The 16,202-nt window shown below is 37.9% G+C and carries 15 protein-coding genes; 8 read left to right on the forward strand and 7 right to left on the reverse strand.

The genetic code is table 11. The features are described 5' to 3' along the window. Positions 1-254: 254 nt before the first annotated feature. From D0T85_RS16480 to D0T85_RS16495, 4 genes are all read right to left on the reverse strand, one after another. The gene (locus tag D0T85_RS16480) at positions 255-1,529 is read right to left on the reverse strand and encodes a type II toxin-antitoxin system HipA family toxin (RefSeq protein ID WP_163214629.1); all 1,275 of its coding nucleotides are present in this window, start codon (positions 1,527-1,529) and stop codon (positions 255-257) included. Positions 1,530-1,532: 3 nt separating this feature from the next. Beyond that, positions 1,533-1,844, reverse strand: coding sequence for a helix-turn-helix domain-containing protein (locus D0T85_RS16485; RefSeq protein WP_163214630.1), 312 nt, complete (start codon positions 1,842-1,844; stop codon positions 1,533-1,535). Positions 1,845-1,924: 80 nt separating this feature from the next. Next, the gene (locus tag D0T85_RS16490; protein ID WP_163214631.1) at positions 1,925-2,578 is read right to left on the reverse strand and encodes a hypothetical protein; all 654 of its coding nucleotides are present in this window, start codon (positions 2,576-2,578) and stop codon (positions 1,925-1,927) included. A 35-nt stretch (positions 2,579-2,613) separates the two neighbouring features. Beyond that, a complete protein-coding gene (locus tag D0T85_RS16495) occupies positions 2,614-3,288 on the reverse strand; it encodes a hypothetical protein (RefSeq protein ID WP_163214632.1) in 675 nt (224 codons plus the stop codon). Between the two features lie 95 nt (positions 3,289-3,383). Between D0T85_RS16495 and D0T85_RS16500 the strand changes: the two genes are divergently transcribed. Beyond that, positions 3,384-4,253 (forward strand): DUF2262 domain-containing protein, encoded by an 870-nt coding sequence (locus tag D0T85_RS16500; RefSeq protein WP_163214633.1) that lies wholly within the window; start codon positions 3,384-3,386, stop codon positions 4,251-4,253. A gap of 4 nt (positions 4,254-4,257) precedes the next feature. On the opposite strand, the gene D0T85_RS16505 is transcribed toward D0T85_RS16500, so the two are convergent. Continuing rightward, positions 4,258-5,007: a DUF4262 domain-containing protein gene (locus tag D0T85_RS16505; protein WP_163214634.1), complete on the reverse strand. Its 750-nt coding sequence runs from the start codon at positions 5,005-5,007 to the stop codon at positions 4,258-4,260. A gap of 229 nt (positions 5,008-5,236) precedes the next feature. On the opposite strand from D0T85_RS16505, the gene D0T85_RS16510 reads away from it, so the two are divergent. The 3 genes from D0T85_RS16510 (at position 5,237) to D0T85_RS16520 (ending at position 8,043) form a co-directional block, all read left to right on the forward strand. Continuing rightward, positions 5,237-6,397, forward strand: a complete 1,161-nt coding sequence (locus D0T85_RS16510) for a DUF6138 family protein (RefSeq protein ID WP_163214635.1) — start codon at positions 5,237-5,239, stop codon at positions 6,395-6,397. A gap of 75 nt (positions 6,398-6,472) precedes the next feature. Then, a complete protein-coding gene (locus D0T85_RS16515) occupies positions 6,473-7,510 on the forward strand; it encodes an SPOR domain-containing protein (RefSeq protein WP_163214665.1) in 1,038 nt (345 codons plus the stop codon). Between the two features lie 11 nt (positions 7,511-7,521). After that, positions 7,522-8,043 carry an FHA domain-containing protein gene (locus D0T85_RS16520; protein ID WP_163214636.1) on the forward strand — a complete coding sequence of 174 codons (522 nt, stop codon included), beginning with the start codon at positions 7,522-7,524 and terminating at the stop codon, positions 8,041-8,043. A gap of 56 nt (positions 8,044-8,099) precedes the next feature. Here the strand turns inward: D0T85_RS16520 and aspS are convergent, their stop codons facing one another. Continuing rightward, on the reverse strand, positions 8,100-9,860 hold the full coding sequence (gene aspS / locus D0T85_RS16525) for an aspartate--tRNA ligase (protein ID WP_163214637.1): 1,761 nt from the start codon (positions 9,858-9,860) through the stop codon (positions 8,100-8,102). Between the two features lie 21 nt (positions 9,861-9,881). Next, on the reverse strand, positions 9,882-10,895 hold the full coding sequence (locus tag D0T85_RS16530; RefSeq protein ID WP_163214638.1) for a diacylglycerol kinase family protein: 1,014 nt from the start codon (positions 10,893-10,895) through the stop codon (positions 9,882-9,884). Positions 10,896-11,153: 258 nt separating this feature from the next. Between D0T85_RS16530 and D0T85_RS16535 the strand changes: the two genes are divergently transcribed. The 4 genes from D0T85_RS16535 to D0T85_RS16550 all read left to right on the forward strand — a co-directional run bounded on the left by D0T85_RS16535 (position 11,154) and on the right by D0T85_RS16550 (position 16,130). Next, positions 11,154-12,338, forward strand: a complete 1,185-nt coding sequence (locus D0T85_RS16535; protein WP_163214639.1) for an aminotransferase class I/II-fold pyridoxal phosphate-dependent enzyme — start codon at positions 11,154-11,156, stop codon at positions 12,336-12,338. A gap of 138 nt (positions 12,339-12,476) precedes the next feature. Further along, positions 12,477-12,965, forward strand: a complete 489-nt coding sequence (locus D0T85_RS16540; protein ID WP_163214640.1) for an RNA polymerase sigma factor — start codon at positions 12,477-12,479, stop codon at positions 12,963-12,965. A 10-nt stretch (positions 12,966-12,975) separates the two neighbouring features. Then, positions 12,976-13,752, forward strand: coding sequence for a FecR family protein (locus D0T85_RS16545; protein WP_163214641.1), 777 nt, complete (start codon positions 12,976-12,978; stop codon positions 13,750-13,752). Then, positions 13,749-16,130 (forward strand): TonB-dependent receptor, encoded by a 2,382-nt coding sequence (locus D0T85_RS16550; protein ID WP_163214642.1) that lies wholly within the window; start codon positions 13,749-13,751, stop codon positions 16,128-16,130. Before D0T85_RS16545 ends, D0T85_RS16550 begins: the two co-directional genes overlap by 4 nt. Positions 16,131-16,202 lie beyond the last annotated feature (72 nt).

The following is a 16,202-nucleotide window of genomic DNA, read 5'->3' on the forward strand; positions in this document are numbered from 1 at the left end:
TATAGTTCTGAGGCTTGCATAAAATATTATATAAAAATTAAATGCAAAGATACAGAACAAGGAAAAGACAATATAGGCGACAAAGCGGAGACGCTTACTGTTATGATACTTCGAATGGTACTTATGTTTTACTTTTTGAGCATCTATCATAATGTAACAAACTGAAATACAGTCCAATAAGTGCGTTATGATACTTATGATGGTTTTTTAGGCGAAAATCTTCTGTAGCGAGTTGAATTGGGCTACCAGAATTTTCATTTAGTGCGACCAACAGCAAAAGCATTTTCCATCCTATCTTGTTCTGCAGATGATATTTGGTACCTCTTTGCTTCCTGTCGCCAACCTGCAACAGCTGTTTTTGTGCTTTCAATAATAGTTTGTGCCTCTTTTTTTTCAATCCTAAAAAAATCAGAAACACTTAAAACTAAGTCTAAATCCAAAGAATTATCATCCAGATTAATATTCAGCTTTAGCCCTTTCCCATCTGGGTTTGGGTTGATATCGTATGCAGGAGAAAGTGACCACCCTTTGTTGTTGAGCAAAAAACCATGATTGCGTAGATGATCATCCGTATTACTGATACAAACCGAAAATGCAATACGCTTAAAGAGTTCTTTTAAATCTTTACCTACATCAGACCCATGTTTAATGATAAATTCGGCAAGTTCCAGATAGCTAACATCGTCATCGGCTCCCGTTCCATCGGTGTATCCAAGCAATGTCATAGCAGAAGCAAAATGTATACGGTTGCCTGCTTGGTCTCGGTCGAATCGTTTAGTCAGATAAGTATGATGCTTATTATTAAACTGTCCTACTTTTCCTGTTGCACAGTTTATTCCAGCCTTCTTTGCAAGAGAATTGACTAACATTTCCCAAGCTCCGATATTTACATCGTCATTCTTACTGGGAAACTTTGCAATCCATAAAAAACCATCAGTATCTTTTATATTTGCTTTCGGACGTGCTCCACCCAACGAAGAACCGGGAGCATACAGCATGTTCAGCCATTTCAAAAGTTCGGGATTATCTTCTTCCAATCCTTTTTCATATTCAAGGCTAGCACTTTCAAGTTCTCTTATGGAGGTCCATGGGGGAGTAGTATAATTTGTGCTATTGTCTAAAAAAGCACCTTCTTTATCTGTTTTAAAACGTAGACCTCCCATCCGTAGTGGATCGTATACACCAAGCAGGAAATCTGATTCAAAAAGGGTTCTTGATCTTCTAGCTTCTTGTTTTGCTGAAGCTATTTCGCGGCGCTTCATTAAAACGCGCCCCCATCTGTCGGGAGATGAATCGAGAAACATTCCGAAGTTTAATTTATCATCACGTAGATGCTGAAAGCCGGAAAAAAGAGATAAATCCGGATCCAGAGCTCTGGCATTACCAGATTCAAGCCACTCGTCATCATACTGAAAAGAAAAAATTTCTTTTCCTCGTATCTGATTCACAGTCAGGGTTCCCATAAAATGCGGATAGTTTAAACCTATCCAATCGGCATATACATATATATTCTTTGTTTGCTCTCCCATACCCTATTTTTTTGAAGAGCCTCGTCCTAAAAGCAATTCGGCATCTTGTAGTTTGCGTCCTAATATATCGTCGCCTGCAAGTTTGAGGATGTCTTTCTCCAGCCCAAGAACAAATAACACTTGGGCATACACCCCGAAGGAAACAGTAGGAAGCCCTTTTTCTACTTGCCACAGAGTGGAACGAGCAATGCCTGCGCGTTCTGCTACCTGCTCCATGGTAAGATTTCGTCTGAGGCGAGCTAATTTAATGTTTTCGCCCATCTCTTCAAGGATTTTACTCAAGCGAGGTAATAATGTCAGTCCTTTACTTTTCATAAGGTTTTATGTTTGATGCAAAGATAAGATTATTGTTTGATGTTGCAAACAATTTAGCAAGTGGTCTTATTTTTTATCTTTCACTCATACCTTGATTTCTTCCCAACCAACGCCAATTCAGCACACTCTTTCAGGCCGCAATTAGTTGATTCGGCAAAACGTTTCAAATAAGCTTGGCTGCTGGGATCTTTCCATTTGCTCATTGCCGAGAGCAAGGATTCGCGAGGATCTCCAAGTCCGGTAATAGCTATTTCCTTCTCATCTTTGCTATCCAATAATGAAATTATTGTTTTTATATCTTCTTCCAAAGGCTTCATCTCGTCGAAAGCTAAAATATTTGTTGCGCCGTTTAAGACAGAAAGGTTGCCGTTTTTTAGCAAATCAATTACAGGTTTCGCATCGGTTAAATCGCTACGCTTTAGTCGCACATACGATCTGGCTGCGGCAATGGTTATCATATCGTGCGGTTCGTTTCGGTTGATAATCAGTTCGAGGTCGGGCAGTGCTTTCGTATAACCAATTCTGCCTAAGGATAAAATCATTTCGGTTTGGGTTTCCCACGTGCGTTTATCTCCTCTTTCTTTTATGTAGGCTTCATAAAGGGCATCACCTAATGCAGTGAGCTGATTTTTTCCTACTTTCTTGGCAGCGCTTCTCCGTTTTGTACTCTGTGAGTTTTGCAGGTCGGTAGCTATTTGAGAGATTTCTTCCAAGGTTAATTGTTTTTTTGCCATATTCTTAATCTTTTTGTCCTCTATCAATTATGTAGCTAACTTTTCACAATTTTCTCTACTGTCATTTTCGTAGGCTCGATGTCTCCACCATCGGGGTGAAAAATCCAGAGTGAATTATTATCCTGATAGTCTATGAACAAAACGGCTTCATTCTCGTACCCGATTGTCAGGCAATTGGATAATTGGGCAAGAGAGAAGGTTTCTGTATTTTCTTCTCCGAACACCTCCTCCAGCGATTTGGCGTAGGCTTTCAGAGAGGTAATTCTTAAACAAGAATTGCCGTCAATACTTACTGTTTCGCACAGTTCATTGAGGTTGTAGAGGTGGAATTTGCTTTGTCCGCGAACTATTGAAACGTTCGGTTTGAACATCTTGCTTGTTAAATAATCCAAGTACGATGGCGGTATCCTGATGTTTTGTTTTTCAAGGGTTGTAAGCAACTCTGTGGTGGGTTTTAGCTCTTTTGCAGCTTTCTTGTTCGGATCTGAAAATGCAGCTTTAGCCTTCCACTCCACAGGATTGAAGCTGAATTGTGTGGAGCACTTCGGACAGTGAATAAACATGAACGTCATTCCTTTTGTTATTGCCGATTGCAAGAATTTATAGTCATATTCGCTCATGTCTTGTGCTTCGAATTCTTCTCCGCAAAACCAAGTGTAGGGGCAGATTAGTTTTTTCATGGTCTTCTTCGATAGTGTCATTGCAATCATTATACTGCGAATTTATATATATATCTTCTGATAATCAAAAAAAAATTCGATATTTGTACATCTCAATATTTTAAGCATAAAATTGTAATAGACAAATGAACTACACACCAGCCAACAATAAAGATTTTGAAGCTTTTGCAAGTGAATACCACAAAGAAGAAAAAGAAATCCTGATACTGACAAGTGACTACTCGGGAGGAGCAATAAGATTCGGAAGTTCGTGGGCGGCGATCGCTGATTTTCTTGCATATATCAATCTTTCCTCAAATGAGTTAAAAAAAGGAGACGGAAGGGTTACCTGGCTTCTATCTGAGGAAGAGAATAAGAAACACAGTTTTTCTTATCCTTATTATTTCAAGGAAGGAACAATTTATCGACTTAAAGTAAGGGATTTGATAGACAAGACAGTTCCCGAAGGACGATTGCCTTCCTTCTGTAATCGCTTTATGGTTGTTGAAGTTCTTGAAGAAAATGTAGAGAATGATGAGTTGCTCGCCATCTTGGCAGAGTATCGAAAACCGGTAAAAGTTGTAGATGAAATATTGGGAGAACTTGAGCTCAATAAAGACATGGAGATGTTTGAAGGAGCTATCGACTGGCTTGGAGAGGAAATCACTATCTATTTAAAGGTAAATATTAACAACAAAGCCAGTTGGACGAAGGCCATAAAAGCATTGCGCACGTTAGTTGAGCAGCAAAAACAACAAGACTCTGAATTCCGCAACTTTGCCGCAGAGCATCTTACCCGCTTGGCAAATGACTGGCGAGACTGGCGAGACGATAAAGAAACCCCGGAAATATCAAAAACCGATTTTGCCGACAGGATAAGCCTTTCTGAACTAAAAATAACCTCAAGTGGAAATTTTGCAGCCTATTACGATGATGATGATATGTTTTTGTGTCATGCAATTACAGTGTCGGGGAATATTAAAAAAGGGCTGAAATCGGCAACGATAGAGGGGTAATTGCTTACGATTCTTCTTCATATTCCCACTCGGCATTAGAACTCTCCCTCCATGCGCGCCAACCGTATTGCAAATGATAAACTTCATTGATTGAGGGATCGAGCTTTATTATTTCTTCCAGACAAACGAGTTGTGCATCATCTGTATTGGGTTCGGAAGTTGTATGAAACTGCCAGTTGCCATCTTTATTATGATATACAAAGAGTATTGGTTCTCCTTCAAAGGCTTGTTTGGTAGTATATACACCCAGATTTCTTTCTTCATAAAATTTAAAATCCGTGTTTCTGTCTAATAATGGTTGGCGGAATTTCCAATCGGGGTTGAAGGCTTTATCCCAAGGAAAATTATGTTGTTTGTCCGGCCATACAATTTGCAATAGTGGGAAATCGAAACTATTGTCATAAAACCAACCGGCATACCCCACATAATCGGCGTAAAACTCTTTCTCTACTTCCAGAAATTGAATATCATAGCCTTTTAGAAATCCACCATAGGGTTTGCCCGGCTCAAATGAAGCACCTTGTTTTATCAAATCCCGAGCATGATTTAAAATGGCTCCCATAATTTCATTGTGCAATCCAAAGCAAATTATTTCAGGGTGGTTGAACTTCTTATGAAGCCCAATTGTGTAAACAAATCCGGGTAGATAATTGTCTGGCTCAATCAGCGCCAAGTGGCAACCATAAGTTTCAATATTGCTTAATATTGTTTTTTTGGCTTCTCTGTCGTGATGGGTGTGGTTGTCTTCTATCATCTTACAATTTAATCATTACGCTGCGAATTTATATATATATCTTCTGATAATCAAAAAATATTCGATATTTGTGCATCTCAATATTTTAAGTTTTGAAGCAACAAAAAGTGTAACCCCTCTGCAAAATGCTTTTTTACATTCGATTTTGTGATTTTCCCATGCATTTTTATATCTTGCACAAGATTTTAAATTAGATCATCAACTATGTTTCATTATTAACTATACCACAATGTCTAACAAAAGAAAATACCTCATATTTGCCGATTGGCAGAAAGACCACTCATACACTCCCTATTTCGATGCCTGCACACAAGCCATTCTGGACGGAACGGCACGGATATCAAAGACACGATACGAACCTGGATACCCACAATATCCTTGCTTCCGCGTACAGGGGCACGAGGTGTTGGTCGGTGCAGTATTGGAATACTATCTATATCGGTTGGGGGTTGAAGGATTCGACTACGAAAAGGCTCGTAATTTCTCTGAACGAATGCGCCAACTTGCCGGTTTCTCGTTCGAGGTTCGTTATCCGCTCAGTCAATGGGTGAAACGATGCCTACGCAATCCCTATTTTCAGAACGTTGCCCAAGAAGATAGTTTTTATGAAAACTGGGTATTGAACCCTAACGAAGCACACGATTTCATTCCCGAAGATATGTTCAAATTTGCCTGTTATGTGGCTGTTTGTCATACAAAATATGATGCAGGAGATAGCTATACAGCCCAACAGATTTTTCAATATGTAACGGCTCTTGGTTCGAATATACCTACACAATTAAAGAAGAATGGTAGTGGAACCCTGCCGAAAGAAATTATTGAGTATAAGGACGTTGCCCTTTCGTGTAAAGCCAATGATGCTTTTGCAACTATCAAAATCACGATGAAAGAGGATACTGAACAAAATTATGCCCAAACACTCGACTTTCTTTGTACATTGCTGGAATCCGAGTTTCCACGATCATATTCTATCGACTTCCGCACTCCCTCTAAGAAATTGTTGCCAATAAAAGGACTTCCCAAATGTGGTGTCCACTATTTGTTTGCAGGCGCTATACACTATCCTGCACTATACAAAAAAATAGAACGTTATGCACGGTTGGCGATGCAAGAGTTTGAATGGTATATCAATCTACAAGCCGAAAAATGCGCCATACCTGGCACATTTGCTGTCTTTGCACTTGGTATTACCGACGAAAAATATCATACACTTGTGTGCGATTATCTATTGGTTTGCGATGGCGAACACCAAAGTTTGCAAGGTGATTTCGTGTTAGCTTATATCGAAAAGTATGGTTTTACAGAGAAAGGGCTGGAACTTTATCGCCTATGCGAAGAAAACATGCAACATCTGCCAAAACGACTAATAACACTCTATAAAAAGAAATAAATTATAAGTTAGCAGGTACAAACAAAATAGCAGGTTCTTTACCACATTTCCAAAATAATGGTTAAATTTGCACTCATGAATCAACTGGCTTCACATATAGAGATACTGCTTTTGGAAAACGATTGTGTTGTAATTCCCGGATTTGGTGGTTTTATTGCACACAATGTATCCGCAATATGGAATAAAGAAGAAAATTTATTTATTCCACCTACACGTATCATAGGCTTCAATCCACAGCTTAAAATGAACGATGGATTATTAGTACAATCGTATATGAAAACATATAAAATTGACTATAATGAAGCCAATAAACTTGTACAAGAAGAAACAAGCACTCTTATCAGCACACTCAATAATGAAGGAAAGATAGAATTACCTTTCATTGGCGTAATTAAATATTCGGCAAATGAAAGTTATCATTTCTCGCCATATAACGAAAAGTTGAATTCGCCCACTTTATATGGATTAAATTCTTTTGGTATTCAAGATCTAACCAGCTTATCGAAGAAAAACAATGAACCAACAAAAGAATTAACTGTTTCATCACCCAAAAGAAAACATCGTATCAATCCGATGTGGAAAAATGTGGCAGCAGTTGCGGCAGCTATCATTCTGTTTTTCTTTATGTCTACCCCAATAGAAAACACATACATCGAAAACCAAAGTTATGCTCATGTTTTTCCCGGCGAACTTCTGGATAAGATAAAAAACGAATCGCTTATAACAACACAAGTTGTTACCTCAACCGACAATAAACAAAATAAGAAAACAGAGCAAACTACACCAACCAAACAGGTTACGCCGGTAGCTGCTAAAGAAGTTAAGGTTCCTCAAACCGAAACTCAAAAGATAGAAACTCCAAAAACTGATAATACACCAAAAGAAGAATATAATTATCACCTTATAGTATCCAGTGTAAGCAATGAAGCTGATGCGGAACGTATGGTTAATAATTTACGTAGCAAAGGTTATTTAGGAGCAAAAGTTATTCAGAGCGATGGAAAAATCCGTGTAAGTATTGCCTCCTATGCAACTTATAACGATGCTTCAAAAGAATTAAAAGAGTTGCGTAAGATAGAATCTTATAAGAACGCCTGGTTATTGGTTAAGTAAAAACATTTTTCATGAAAAGAATCCTTTGTCCGAAGTGTGAGAATTATCTATCTTTTGACGAAACTAAATACAGCGAGGGACAATCGCTTGTTTTCATTTGCGAACATTGCGGAAAACAATTTAGTATCCGCATTGGTAAATCCAAAATGAAAGACATGCATAAGAATGAAGACCCAGATGCTGAAACTGCCGGGTCTGAATTTGGATACTTAACTGTAGTTGAAAATGTATTTGGCTATAAACAAATACTAAAACTAAAAGAAGGAGATAATGTTATTGGCCGCCGTTGTGTAGGTAGTGTAGTTAATCAACCTATAGAAAGTGGTGATATGAGCATGGACAGGCGTCATTGCATTGTTAATGTGAAACAAAACAAATACGGGAAAATAATACATACCTTGCGTGATGCTCCAAGCCTGACAGGTACTTTTCTTATGAATGAGTTATTGCAGGAAAAGGATAGAATTCAGATAAAAAACGGAGATATAATAACAATTGGTGCTACAACCCTTATTTTCCATAAGGACGACTAATTAGTGAGAGAGACAGAAATGAAAAAGGATGCCTTTTGGCATCCTTTTTCATTTCTTTATTCTTTTGGAAGATTTACTACCAGATTTAATTCATCTAATTGCGCAGGATCAAGACACGAAGGAGCATCCAGCATAACATCACGTCCGGAGTTATTCTTGGGGAACGCAATACAATCGCGAATTGAATCAAGACCGGCAAACAACGACACAAAACGATCCAATCCATAAGCTAATCCACCATGAGGAGGAGCACCATACTTAAACGCATTCATCAAGAATCCAAATTGTTCTTGCGCACGCTCGGGTGTAAAGCCTAACAAACCGAACATTTTATTCTGTAAAACACTATCGAAAATACGGATAGAGCCCCCTCCTACTTCAACACCATTTATTACCATATCATAGGCATTGGCACGAACAGCACCCGGATCAGAATCCAGCAAATGAATATCTTCCGGTTTAGGCGAAGTAAACGGATGGTGCATTGCCATGTAACGTCCGGACTCTTCGTCCCACTCTAACAATGGGAAGTCAACCACCCACAAGCAAACAAATTTATCCTTATCACGTAAACCTAACTGATTACCTACTTCCAAACGAAGTTCATTCAATTGTCTGCGGGTTTTCATTGCATCATCGCCTGATAGAATCAAGATTAAGTCGCCCGGTTTTGCTCCGAATGCTTCTTTCATTTGTTGAAGCACCTCCTGTGTATAGAATTTATCGACACTTGATTTAACTGTTCCATCGGCTTCTATACGGGCATAAACCATACCTTTGGCACCAATCTGAGGTCTTTTCACATAATCGGTTAACGCGTCCAGTTGTTTACGGGTATAGGATGCTGCACCTTCTGCGCAAATTCCACCGACATAAGCTGCATCGTCAAATACAGGGAACCCGTGACCTTTCATTATGTCCATCAATTCAACAAACTGCATCCCAAAACGAAGATCCGGTTTATCGCTTCCATAATACTTCATTGCATCGTGCCAGGTAATACGTTGAAATGGTTCAGTTATATCAATACCACGAATGCTTTTGAAAAGATGTTTCGACATTCCTTCGAATGTACTCAATACATCTTCCTGATCCACAAAGCTCATTTCACAGTCAATCTGGGTAAATTCCGGTTGACGGTCGGCACGTAAATCTTCATCGCGGAAACACTTTACGATCTGGAAATAACGGTCGAATCCCGAAACCATCAATAATTGCTTTAATGTTTGAGGCGATTGTGGAAGAGCATAGAACTGCCCCGGATTCATACGTGAAGGTACAACGAAGTCACGTGCCCCTTCGGGGGTAGAACCTACCAGAACAGGAGTTTCAACTTCAAGGAAGCCAAGTTTATCCAAATAACTCCGTACCTCAATAGTCATTTTATGGCGAAGTTCCAGATTGGCACGAACTACATTACGGCGTAAATCCAGGTAACGATACTTCATACGAATATCATCACCACCATCTGTATTATCTTCAATAGTAAAAGGGGGAGTCAAAGCTGCATTTAATACTTTCAATTCGGATACGATTATTTCAATATCTCCGGTAGGTATATTCGCATTCTTATTAAAACGTTCGTTTACTGTACCAACAACCTGAATTACAAATTCACGTCCCAGTTTATTGGCCTGATCGCACAATTCAGCGTTAACTTCTTCATTAAAAACTAATTGTGTTACGCCGTAACGATCGCGAAGATCAACAAACGTCATACCTCCCATTTTGCGGGAACGATGTACCCATCCTGCAAGGGTTACTTGATTATTCACATCAGAGATTCTCAACTCTCCACATGTATGTGTTCTAAACATATATAATATTTTTAGTTAATTTTAATCCTTCTTAGTCAGTTTCTTTATGAATTCTTTATTTCTCGAAGTTATATCATTAAATATTGCTTCATTCAGGGTTTTTAATCCATTTATATAACCAGAAGCTTTATCAAGCATATTGGTGTTACTCTTTTTCTTTTCCGGAGGGATAATAACCTTTAGCCCTTTCGTTATTACCTCAACATCTATATCTTTTCCCATTTTAATAGGATCACCATCATAATGCACCACCCCTTCACACATCCGGTGAATGCGCAGGTTCTTGCATCTGAAAGATTTAATGTGACTATTCTGATCGATTGTTTTATTGAATAACTGAAAAGCAAGTGAAGGTACATCCAGTACAGTAAAAGGTTCGAGTATGGTAACATCCAGCAAACCGTCTGTTATTGTAGCTTGTGGAGCTATATAGGCATTATTGCCATACTGCGAAGCATTTCCGCAAGCTATTAAGAATGCTTTGTACTTTTGTGTACCATCTTCGGTTTCAAGTTCGTATGTTTCAGGTTTATAATTCAAACTTTCCAGCAATGTTTTTTCAAGATAGGTAAGCGGACCACGTCTTCCTGCTTCTGCAAATTTTAGGCTGACAAAGGCATCAAATCCTACTCCGCAAGTACAAAAGAAAGATGTGCCATTTATTTTTCCGTAATCTATTGTTTCGGTAACGCCTTCATTTATAACTTGAAGAGCCTTTTTAACCTCTAACGGTATCCGTAAATGCCGGGCAAGCCCGTTTCCGGATCCTAATGGTAATATTGCCAAAGCAGTATCTGTGTGAACTAGAGAACGTGCTATTTCATTTATTGTTCCGTCGCCTCCCACTGCAACAACAATATCTATATTATCTTTAGCTGCCTGCGCAGCTAGTTCTACAGCATGGCCAGCCCTTTCAGTATATGCAATTTCCCAAGTAAATTTACTACTATCAATTATTTCACCAAATAACTTAACAAGAGAATCCTTATTCTGGGTTCCGGAAATAGGGTTTATTATGAAAACTATTTTTTTCATTTTAAATGAATGAAAAGTTCAGGGTTTGTATACAACTCGCTTGACAAAAGTAATATATTTCTCGCAATTGCAACGTACAGATGTCAGTTAAATCCAAAAAGTGAAGTTTTTCCTCTTAAAAAGAACAGTTAAATACATATTTTATTATCTTTGACCCCGATTTTTAAACTTGTATTAAAAAGGAAAGTAGAACAACTGCCAAATGTTATATTGTTATAAATATATGGCAGACACTGAATTTATTTAAACGACAATTCGATGGGATTATTACAAGACAAGTTAACAAAGTATGATCTTCCCCAACAAGTGAAAGCTAAAGGAGTATATCCTTATTTCCGTTGTATAGAGAGTGAACAACATACTGAGGTGGTAATGAGCGGTAGAAAAGTGCTGATGTTCGGTTCAAATTCTTATCTGGGATTAACCAACCACCCCAAAGTTATTGAAGCAGCTGTAGAAGCCACAAAAAAATATGGTACAGGATGTGCCGGGTCACGCTTTCTCAATGGTACTTTAGATATTCATATTGAACTGGAAAAAGAACTGGCTCAGTTTGTTGGTAAAGAAGATGCTATTATTTATTCCACAGGTTTTCAGGTTAATCTAGGTGTAGTATCATGTGTAACCGGCCGGGAAGATTATATTATCTGCGATGAGTTAGATCATGCATCTATTGTTGAGGGGCGCCGTCTCTCATTTTCAACAGCTTTAAAATTTAAGCACAACAATATGCAGTCTCTCGAAAAAGAGTTGCAAAAGTGTAAACCTGAATCTATTAAGCTGATAGTTGTTGACGGTGTATTCAGCATGGAAGGCGATATCACAAACCTTCCCGAAATAGTTCGTCTGTCTAAAAAGTACAATGCAAGCATCATGGTCGATGAAGCTCATGGTCTTGGGGTTTTAGGAAGACAAGGAAGAGGAACCTGTGACCATTTTGGATTAACCGACAATGTTGACCTGATTATGGGAACTTTCAGTAAGTCACTTGCTTCTTTAGGTGGTTTCATTGCTGCCGACGAATCTATTATTAATTACCTGCGCCATACTTCACGTTCCTATATATTTAGTGCAAGTGCTACTCCTGCTGCTGTTGCTGCTGCAAGAACCGCATTACACATTATGCAGAATGAACCCGAACGCCTTCAACAATTATGGGATAATACCAATTATTCATTAAAGTGTTTCCGCGATCTGGGATTTGAAATAGGTAATACTGCCACGCCGATTATTCCTTTGTATGTAAGAGACATGGAAAAGACATTCATGGTTACAAAAATGTTGTTCGACGAAGGCGTTTTTGTTAATCCGGTAATTCCACCTGCATGTTCTCCGGAAGATACCCTGATTCGTTTTTCACTGATGGCTACTCATACCAGAGAGCAAATAGACTTTGCTATTGATAAACTGGTGAAGTGCTTTAAGCAGTTAGATATATTGTAAGAATATTCTGATTTAAATATTGAAAAGCCTGTAAAGCAAGTGTTTTACAGGCTTTTTTCTTGTTTAAACAATAAAAACAGAATAATAAAGTAGGGTATTTGTATCTTCATGCGGTATAATAATAAAAAGCCGGACAGGATGTTACGCAAAACAGAGTTTAAACAGTTATTCGACACCTATTTCGATACGATTCGAAGTTTTATCTTCTACCGTTGTGGTAACGAAGATATGGCATCGGATATGGCACAGGATATCTTTATGAAGATATGGGAAAAGCGGGAACAGTTGAATAGCCATAATCTGAAATCATTATTATATAAAATGGCAAATGATATGGTTATCAGCAATTACAGAAAAGATTCAACCCGTTTTGACTTTGAACAAAGTATGACAATCAAAGAGAATGCCAGTTTATCGCCTGAGGAAGAATTTACTTTTGAAGAACTTGCATCATCATACGCCAAGGCATTGAAACAGATGCCGGAAACGCAACGAATAGTTTTCTTGATGAGCCGGAACGATGAACTTAAATACAGTGAAATTGCGAAATATCTGAATATCAGCATAAAAGCTGTAGAAAAGCGAATGAGTGCAGCATTACAATTTCTAAGAACAGAATTATTATAACCATAGAAAGATGAAAACAGAAGATATTAAAATCACCCCGAAGTGGAGTAAAAGTAAAGATGAAATCTGGAATGAAGCTTTCTCCGGACTTGAAGAAACCGCTCCAAGGATCAGGCATTTTTCTTTTTGGAAATACATAGCCGCAGCCACCATTACACTTGTAGTTGTTGGTAGTTCATTTGCCTATTTTTATAAAACAACTGAAGTTGCAAAACGAGGTTCGCATCTGGCAGTTACTTTACCCGATGGTTCTAAAGTAGCTCTTAATGCAGACAGTAAACTCAGCTATAAACCTTATTGGTGGTTTGTTTCAAGAAAAGTAGAGTTAAATGGTGAGGCGTTTTTTGAGGTTAAGCGTGGAAGTAAGTTTACTGTTGAAGCTCTTCAAAACGAAATCCGTGTATTAGGTACAAGTTTCAATGTTTTTGCCCGTTTAGAAAAATATAGCGTTACATGCCTCACCGGAAAAGTAGAAGTCAGAACGGATAAGGGAAAAAACATACTAACATCCAATATGCAGTTAAATTTGCGAAATGGAATTCTTGAAGTTTCCAATAACATTGATGCTTTACCATTTGTCAGCTGGAAAGAGAATAAATTCTCTTTTATTGGAGTTCCACTAGTCGATGTTATGAAAGAAATTGAACGTCAATATAATATTCATATATCTACAACTTCAAATTTAGATTATCTTTATACCGGCAATTTCTCTAAGAATAAAAAGCCGGAAGAAGTGCTCGAAATAATAGGAAAGGCCTTGGGAATAACCCTCAATATAGAACAGTGAAAAAAAGTATTTTAGCATTCATTATATTGGTTATATCTGCTACCGCAGCTCTTGCACAAGAGTTGCGGTTAGTTGTTACAGATAAGCCTCTGAATACTGTATTGAACACACTCAATACAGAAATATCTTACAATGATAAAGCACTCTCCAAATACACCATATCTGTATCAAAAACATTTAAAACACCCGAAGAAGCCATTACCTATTTACTTAAAGACACACCTTTTAGGGTAGAAAAAATTGGTAGTGTTTATGTTATTTCTCCTATTCCAACAAATTATAAGCAAGAAAAGACTGTTCGTAAAACATACACTATATCGGGCAACTTATCCGATCGGTTAACCGGCGAACCCCTACCCTATGCATATATGCATACAAACAAAGGAATTATATTAACTAACGAATCCGGTTATTTTTCTATCGTTTGTGAATCAAACAAGCCAACACAAATACAAACACAATATATAGGGTTTGAAACACTTGACACCCTTCTGAACATTGGTAATCACAAACTCACCCTTTACCCCAAAACAATAGCTCTGGATGAAGTTGTTATTGCTCCTTCATCATCTGTAATGCTTATGCAAACAGGCAAAACCTCTGGCGAAACAAGAATTAATCATCAGATAGCACAATATATGCCCGGAAGTGCAGATAATTCTATTTTCAACCTGATGCGCATGATGCCTGGTATTCGTGCTTCGGGCGAACCTTCGGAAGATCTTATAGCATGGGGCAGCAATTGGGGAGAGAGTCGTTTGGTTTACGATGGATTTACGATTTTCGGTATGAAGAGTTTTAATGATCAGATAGGTTCTGTTAATCCTTATCTGGCAAATGACATTCGTTTGCTAAAAGGAGGGTATGATGCAGCCAAAGGTAATCGAATCGGAGCCATTGCAGAAATAACCGGAAATGAAGGTGATTTTAATAAGTCATCAGTTAAAGTAAACCTGAGTAACTACACTGCCAATATTTATACTTCGGTTCCAATCAAAAAAATGTCGGCTTTATCGGTTGCGTACAGACAAACATTTTACAACTTGTATAGCAATAAAAGAACTTCTAACCTATATATTGAGCCCGAATATGAGTTTCGTGATCTGAACATAAAGTATGCAGGCAAAGCATTCGAAAATGATCGCTACCATATAAGTTTATACGGTGCCGACGATCGTTTCAAGTTTTCGGTAAAACAGCAACGTTATGAATTAAATGCTGCTGAAAAAAACAGGCAATACGGCGCAGCAGCAAATTACAACAGAGTTTGGAATAATGGCAGTAACAGCAAATTTCTTTTCACATACTCCCGATTCTCAGCAGCAATTGATAATGTTTCTGGTATTACCGAGGGGAAACCAGCCCCACCAGATGTTTTTCTGTTGGAAAACAGGGTACAAGAACTATCTTTGAAACTGGAACATAATTTCAATATCGGACAATACCAAAAGATACAAATTGGTGGCGAATGGCAACAATACACCACATCTTACAATAACAATGAAACAAGCATTAACAACCCAGCATTACATTTTACGGATAACATTTTACTTGGTAAGTTATCACTAAAGGCGGGTGTAAGAGCAGACATTATACCCAATGATAAGATATATGTGCAGCCTAGATTATCTGCCAGATATACCATAACGGATGAATTAACTGCAACTGCTTCTTTTGGATTGTACAATCAATTCCTGACACGGGTTCCTTATCAATACCGTGAGGGAAGTTACCAAATGATCTGGAATCTATCTGATGGTACCACCTTGGCTTCTACTCAATTATTAGCAGGTATTGGATATGGCAAAAATGGTTGGCTTGTAAGTGCCGAAGGATATATACGAAAAAACCGGAATCAATTATACTATATTGATAATAATATCTACAAGCTTAACAATACCAATATGGGGATGGATGTTTTTATAAAAAAAGAATGGAAGAAACATTCTGTTTTTGGTTCATATTCTTTTGTAAATTCTACGAATCCACAAAAATCAACAGGTCACGAAATAAAGCTGGGAGCGATTTATTCTTTGAGATCTTTTCATCTTTCTGCTACTTATGTTTATGGTACCGGATTCCCTTATCTTTCTACTGGAAGTCATGGACATGGACAAAACAATGAAGAGGGGCAACACGGCGAAAACCATAAACACGCTGATGTATCCAGTGAACCTTACAACCGTTTTGATCTATCACTTAGCTATAAATTACAGGTAAAGAAATTCAGTATACAAACCGGAGCATCATTATTAAATGTATTCGATATCAATAATATTAAATACAGCTATCGGCTGTCCGATCAAAACAATGTGTTTAATGTGTACACTAAAGCCACTTCATTTACTCCGGTAGCATTCTTCGAAATTATTTTTTAATTCCGAGTAGGGTATAAACAAAGCTGTGCGGTATATAGATAAAGAACTTTTTACTAACATAAAAAAGAGAAA

The sequence above is a fragment of the Bacteroides sp. 519 genome, assembly GCF_010500955.1.
Lineage (GTDB): Bacteria > Bacteroidota > Bacteroidia > Bacteroidales > Bacteroidaceae > Bacteroides.

Excerpts from the sequence above, each read along its gene's own strand:
- D0T85_RS16480 (WP_163214629.1), bottom strand. The coding sequence starts at position 1,529 with ATGGGAGAGCAAACAAAGAATATATATGTATATGCCGATTGGATAGGT.
- D0T85_RS16485 (WP_163214630.1), bottom strand. The coding sequence starts at position 1,844 with ATGAAAAGTAAAGGACTGACATTATTACCTCGCTTGAGTAAAATCCTT.
- D0T85_RS16490 (WP_163214631.1), bottom strand. The coding sequence starts at position 2,578 with ATGGCAAAAAAACAATTAACCTTGGAAGAAATCTCTCAAATAGCTACC.
- D0T85_RS16495 (WP_163214632.1), bottom strand. The coding sequence starts at position 3,288 with ATGATTGCAATGACACTATCGAAGAAGACCATGAAAAAACTAATCTGC.
- D0T85_RS16500 (WP_163214633.1), top strand. The coding sequence starts at position 3,384 with ATGAACTACACACCAGCCAACAATAAAGATTTTGAAGCTTTTGCAAGT.
- D0T85_RS16505 (WP_163214634.1), bottom strand. The coding sequence starts at position 5,007 with ATGATAGAAGACAACCACACCCATCACGACAGAGAAGCCAAAAAAACA.
- D0T85_RS16510 (WP_163214635.1), top strand. The coding sequence starts at position 5,237 with ATGTCTAACAAAAGAAAATACCTCATATTTGCCGATTGGCAGAAAGAC.
- D0T85_RS16515 (WP_163214665.1), top strand. The coding sequence starts at position 6,473 with ATGAATCAACTGGCTTCACATATAGAGATACTGCTTTTGGAAAACGAT.
- D0T85_RS16520 (WP_163214636.1), top strand. The coding sequence starts at position 7,522 with ATGAAAAGAATCCTTTGTCCGAAGTGTGAGAATTATCTATCTTTTGAC.
- aspS (WP_163214637.1), bottom strand. The coding sequence starts at position 9,860 with ATGTTTAGAACACATACATGTGGAGAGTTGAGAATCTCTGATGTGAAT.
- D0T85_RS16530 (WP_163214638.1), bottom strand. The coding sequence starts at position 10,895 with ATGAAAAAAATAGTTTTCATAATAAACCCTATTTCCGGAACCCAGAAT.
- D0T85_RS16535 (WP_163214639.1), top strand. The coding sequence starts at position 11,154 with ATGGGATTATTACAAGACAAGTTAACAAAGTATGATCTTCCCCAACAA.
- D0T85_RS16540 (WP_163214640.1), top strand. The coding sequence starts at position 12,477 with ATGTTACGCAAAACAGAGTTTAAACAGTTATTCGACACCTATTTCGAT.
- D0T85_RS16545 (WP_163214641.1), top strand. The coding sequence starts at position 12,976 with ATGAAAACAGAAGATATTAAAATCACCCCGAAGTGGAGTAAAAGTAAA.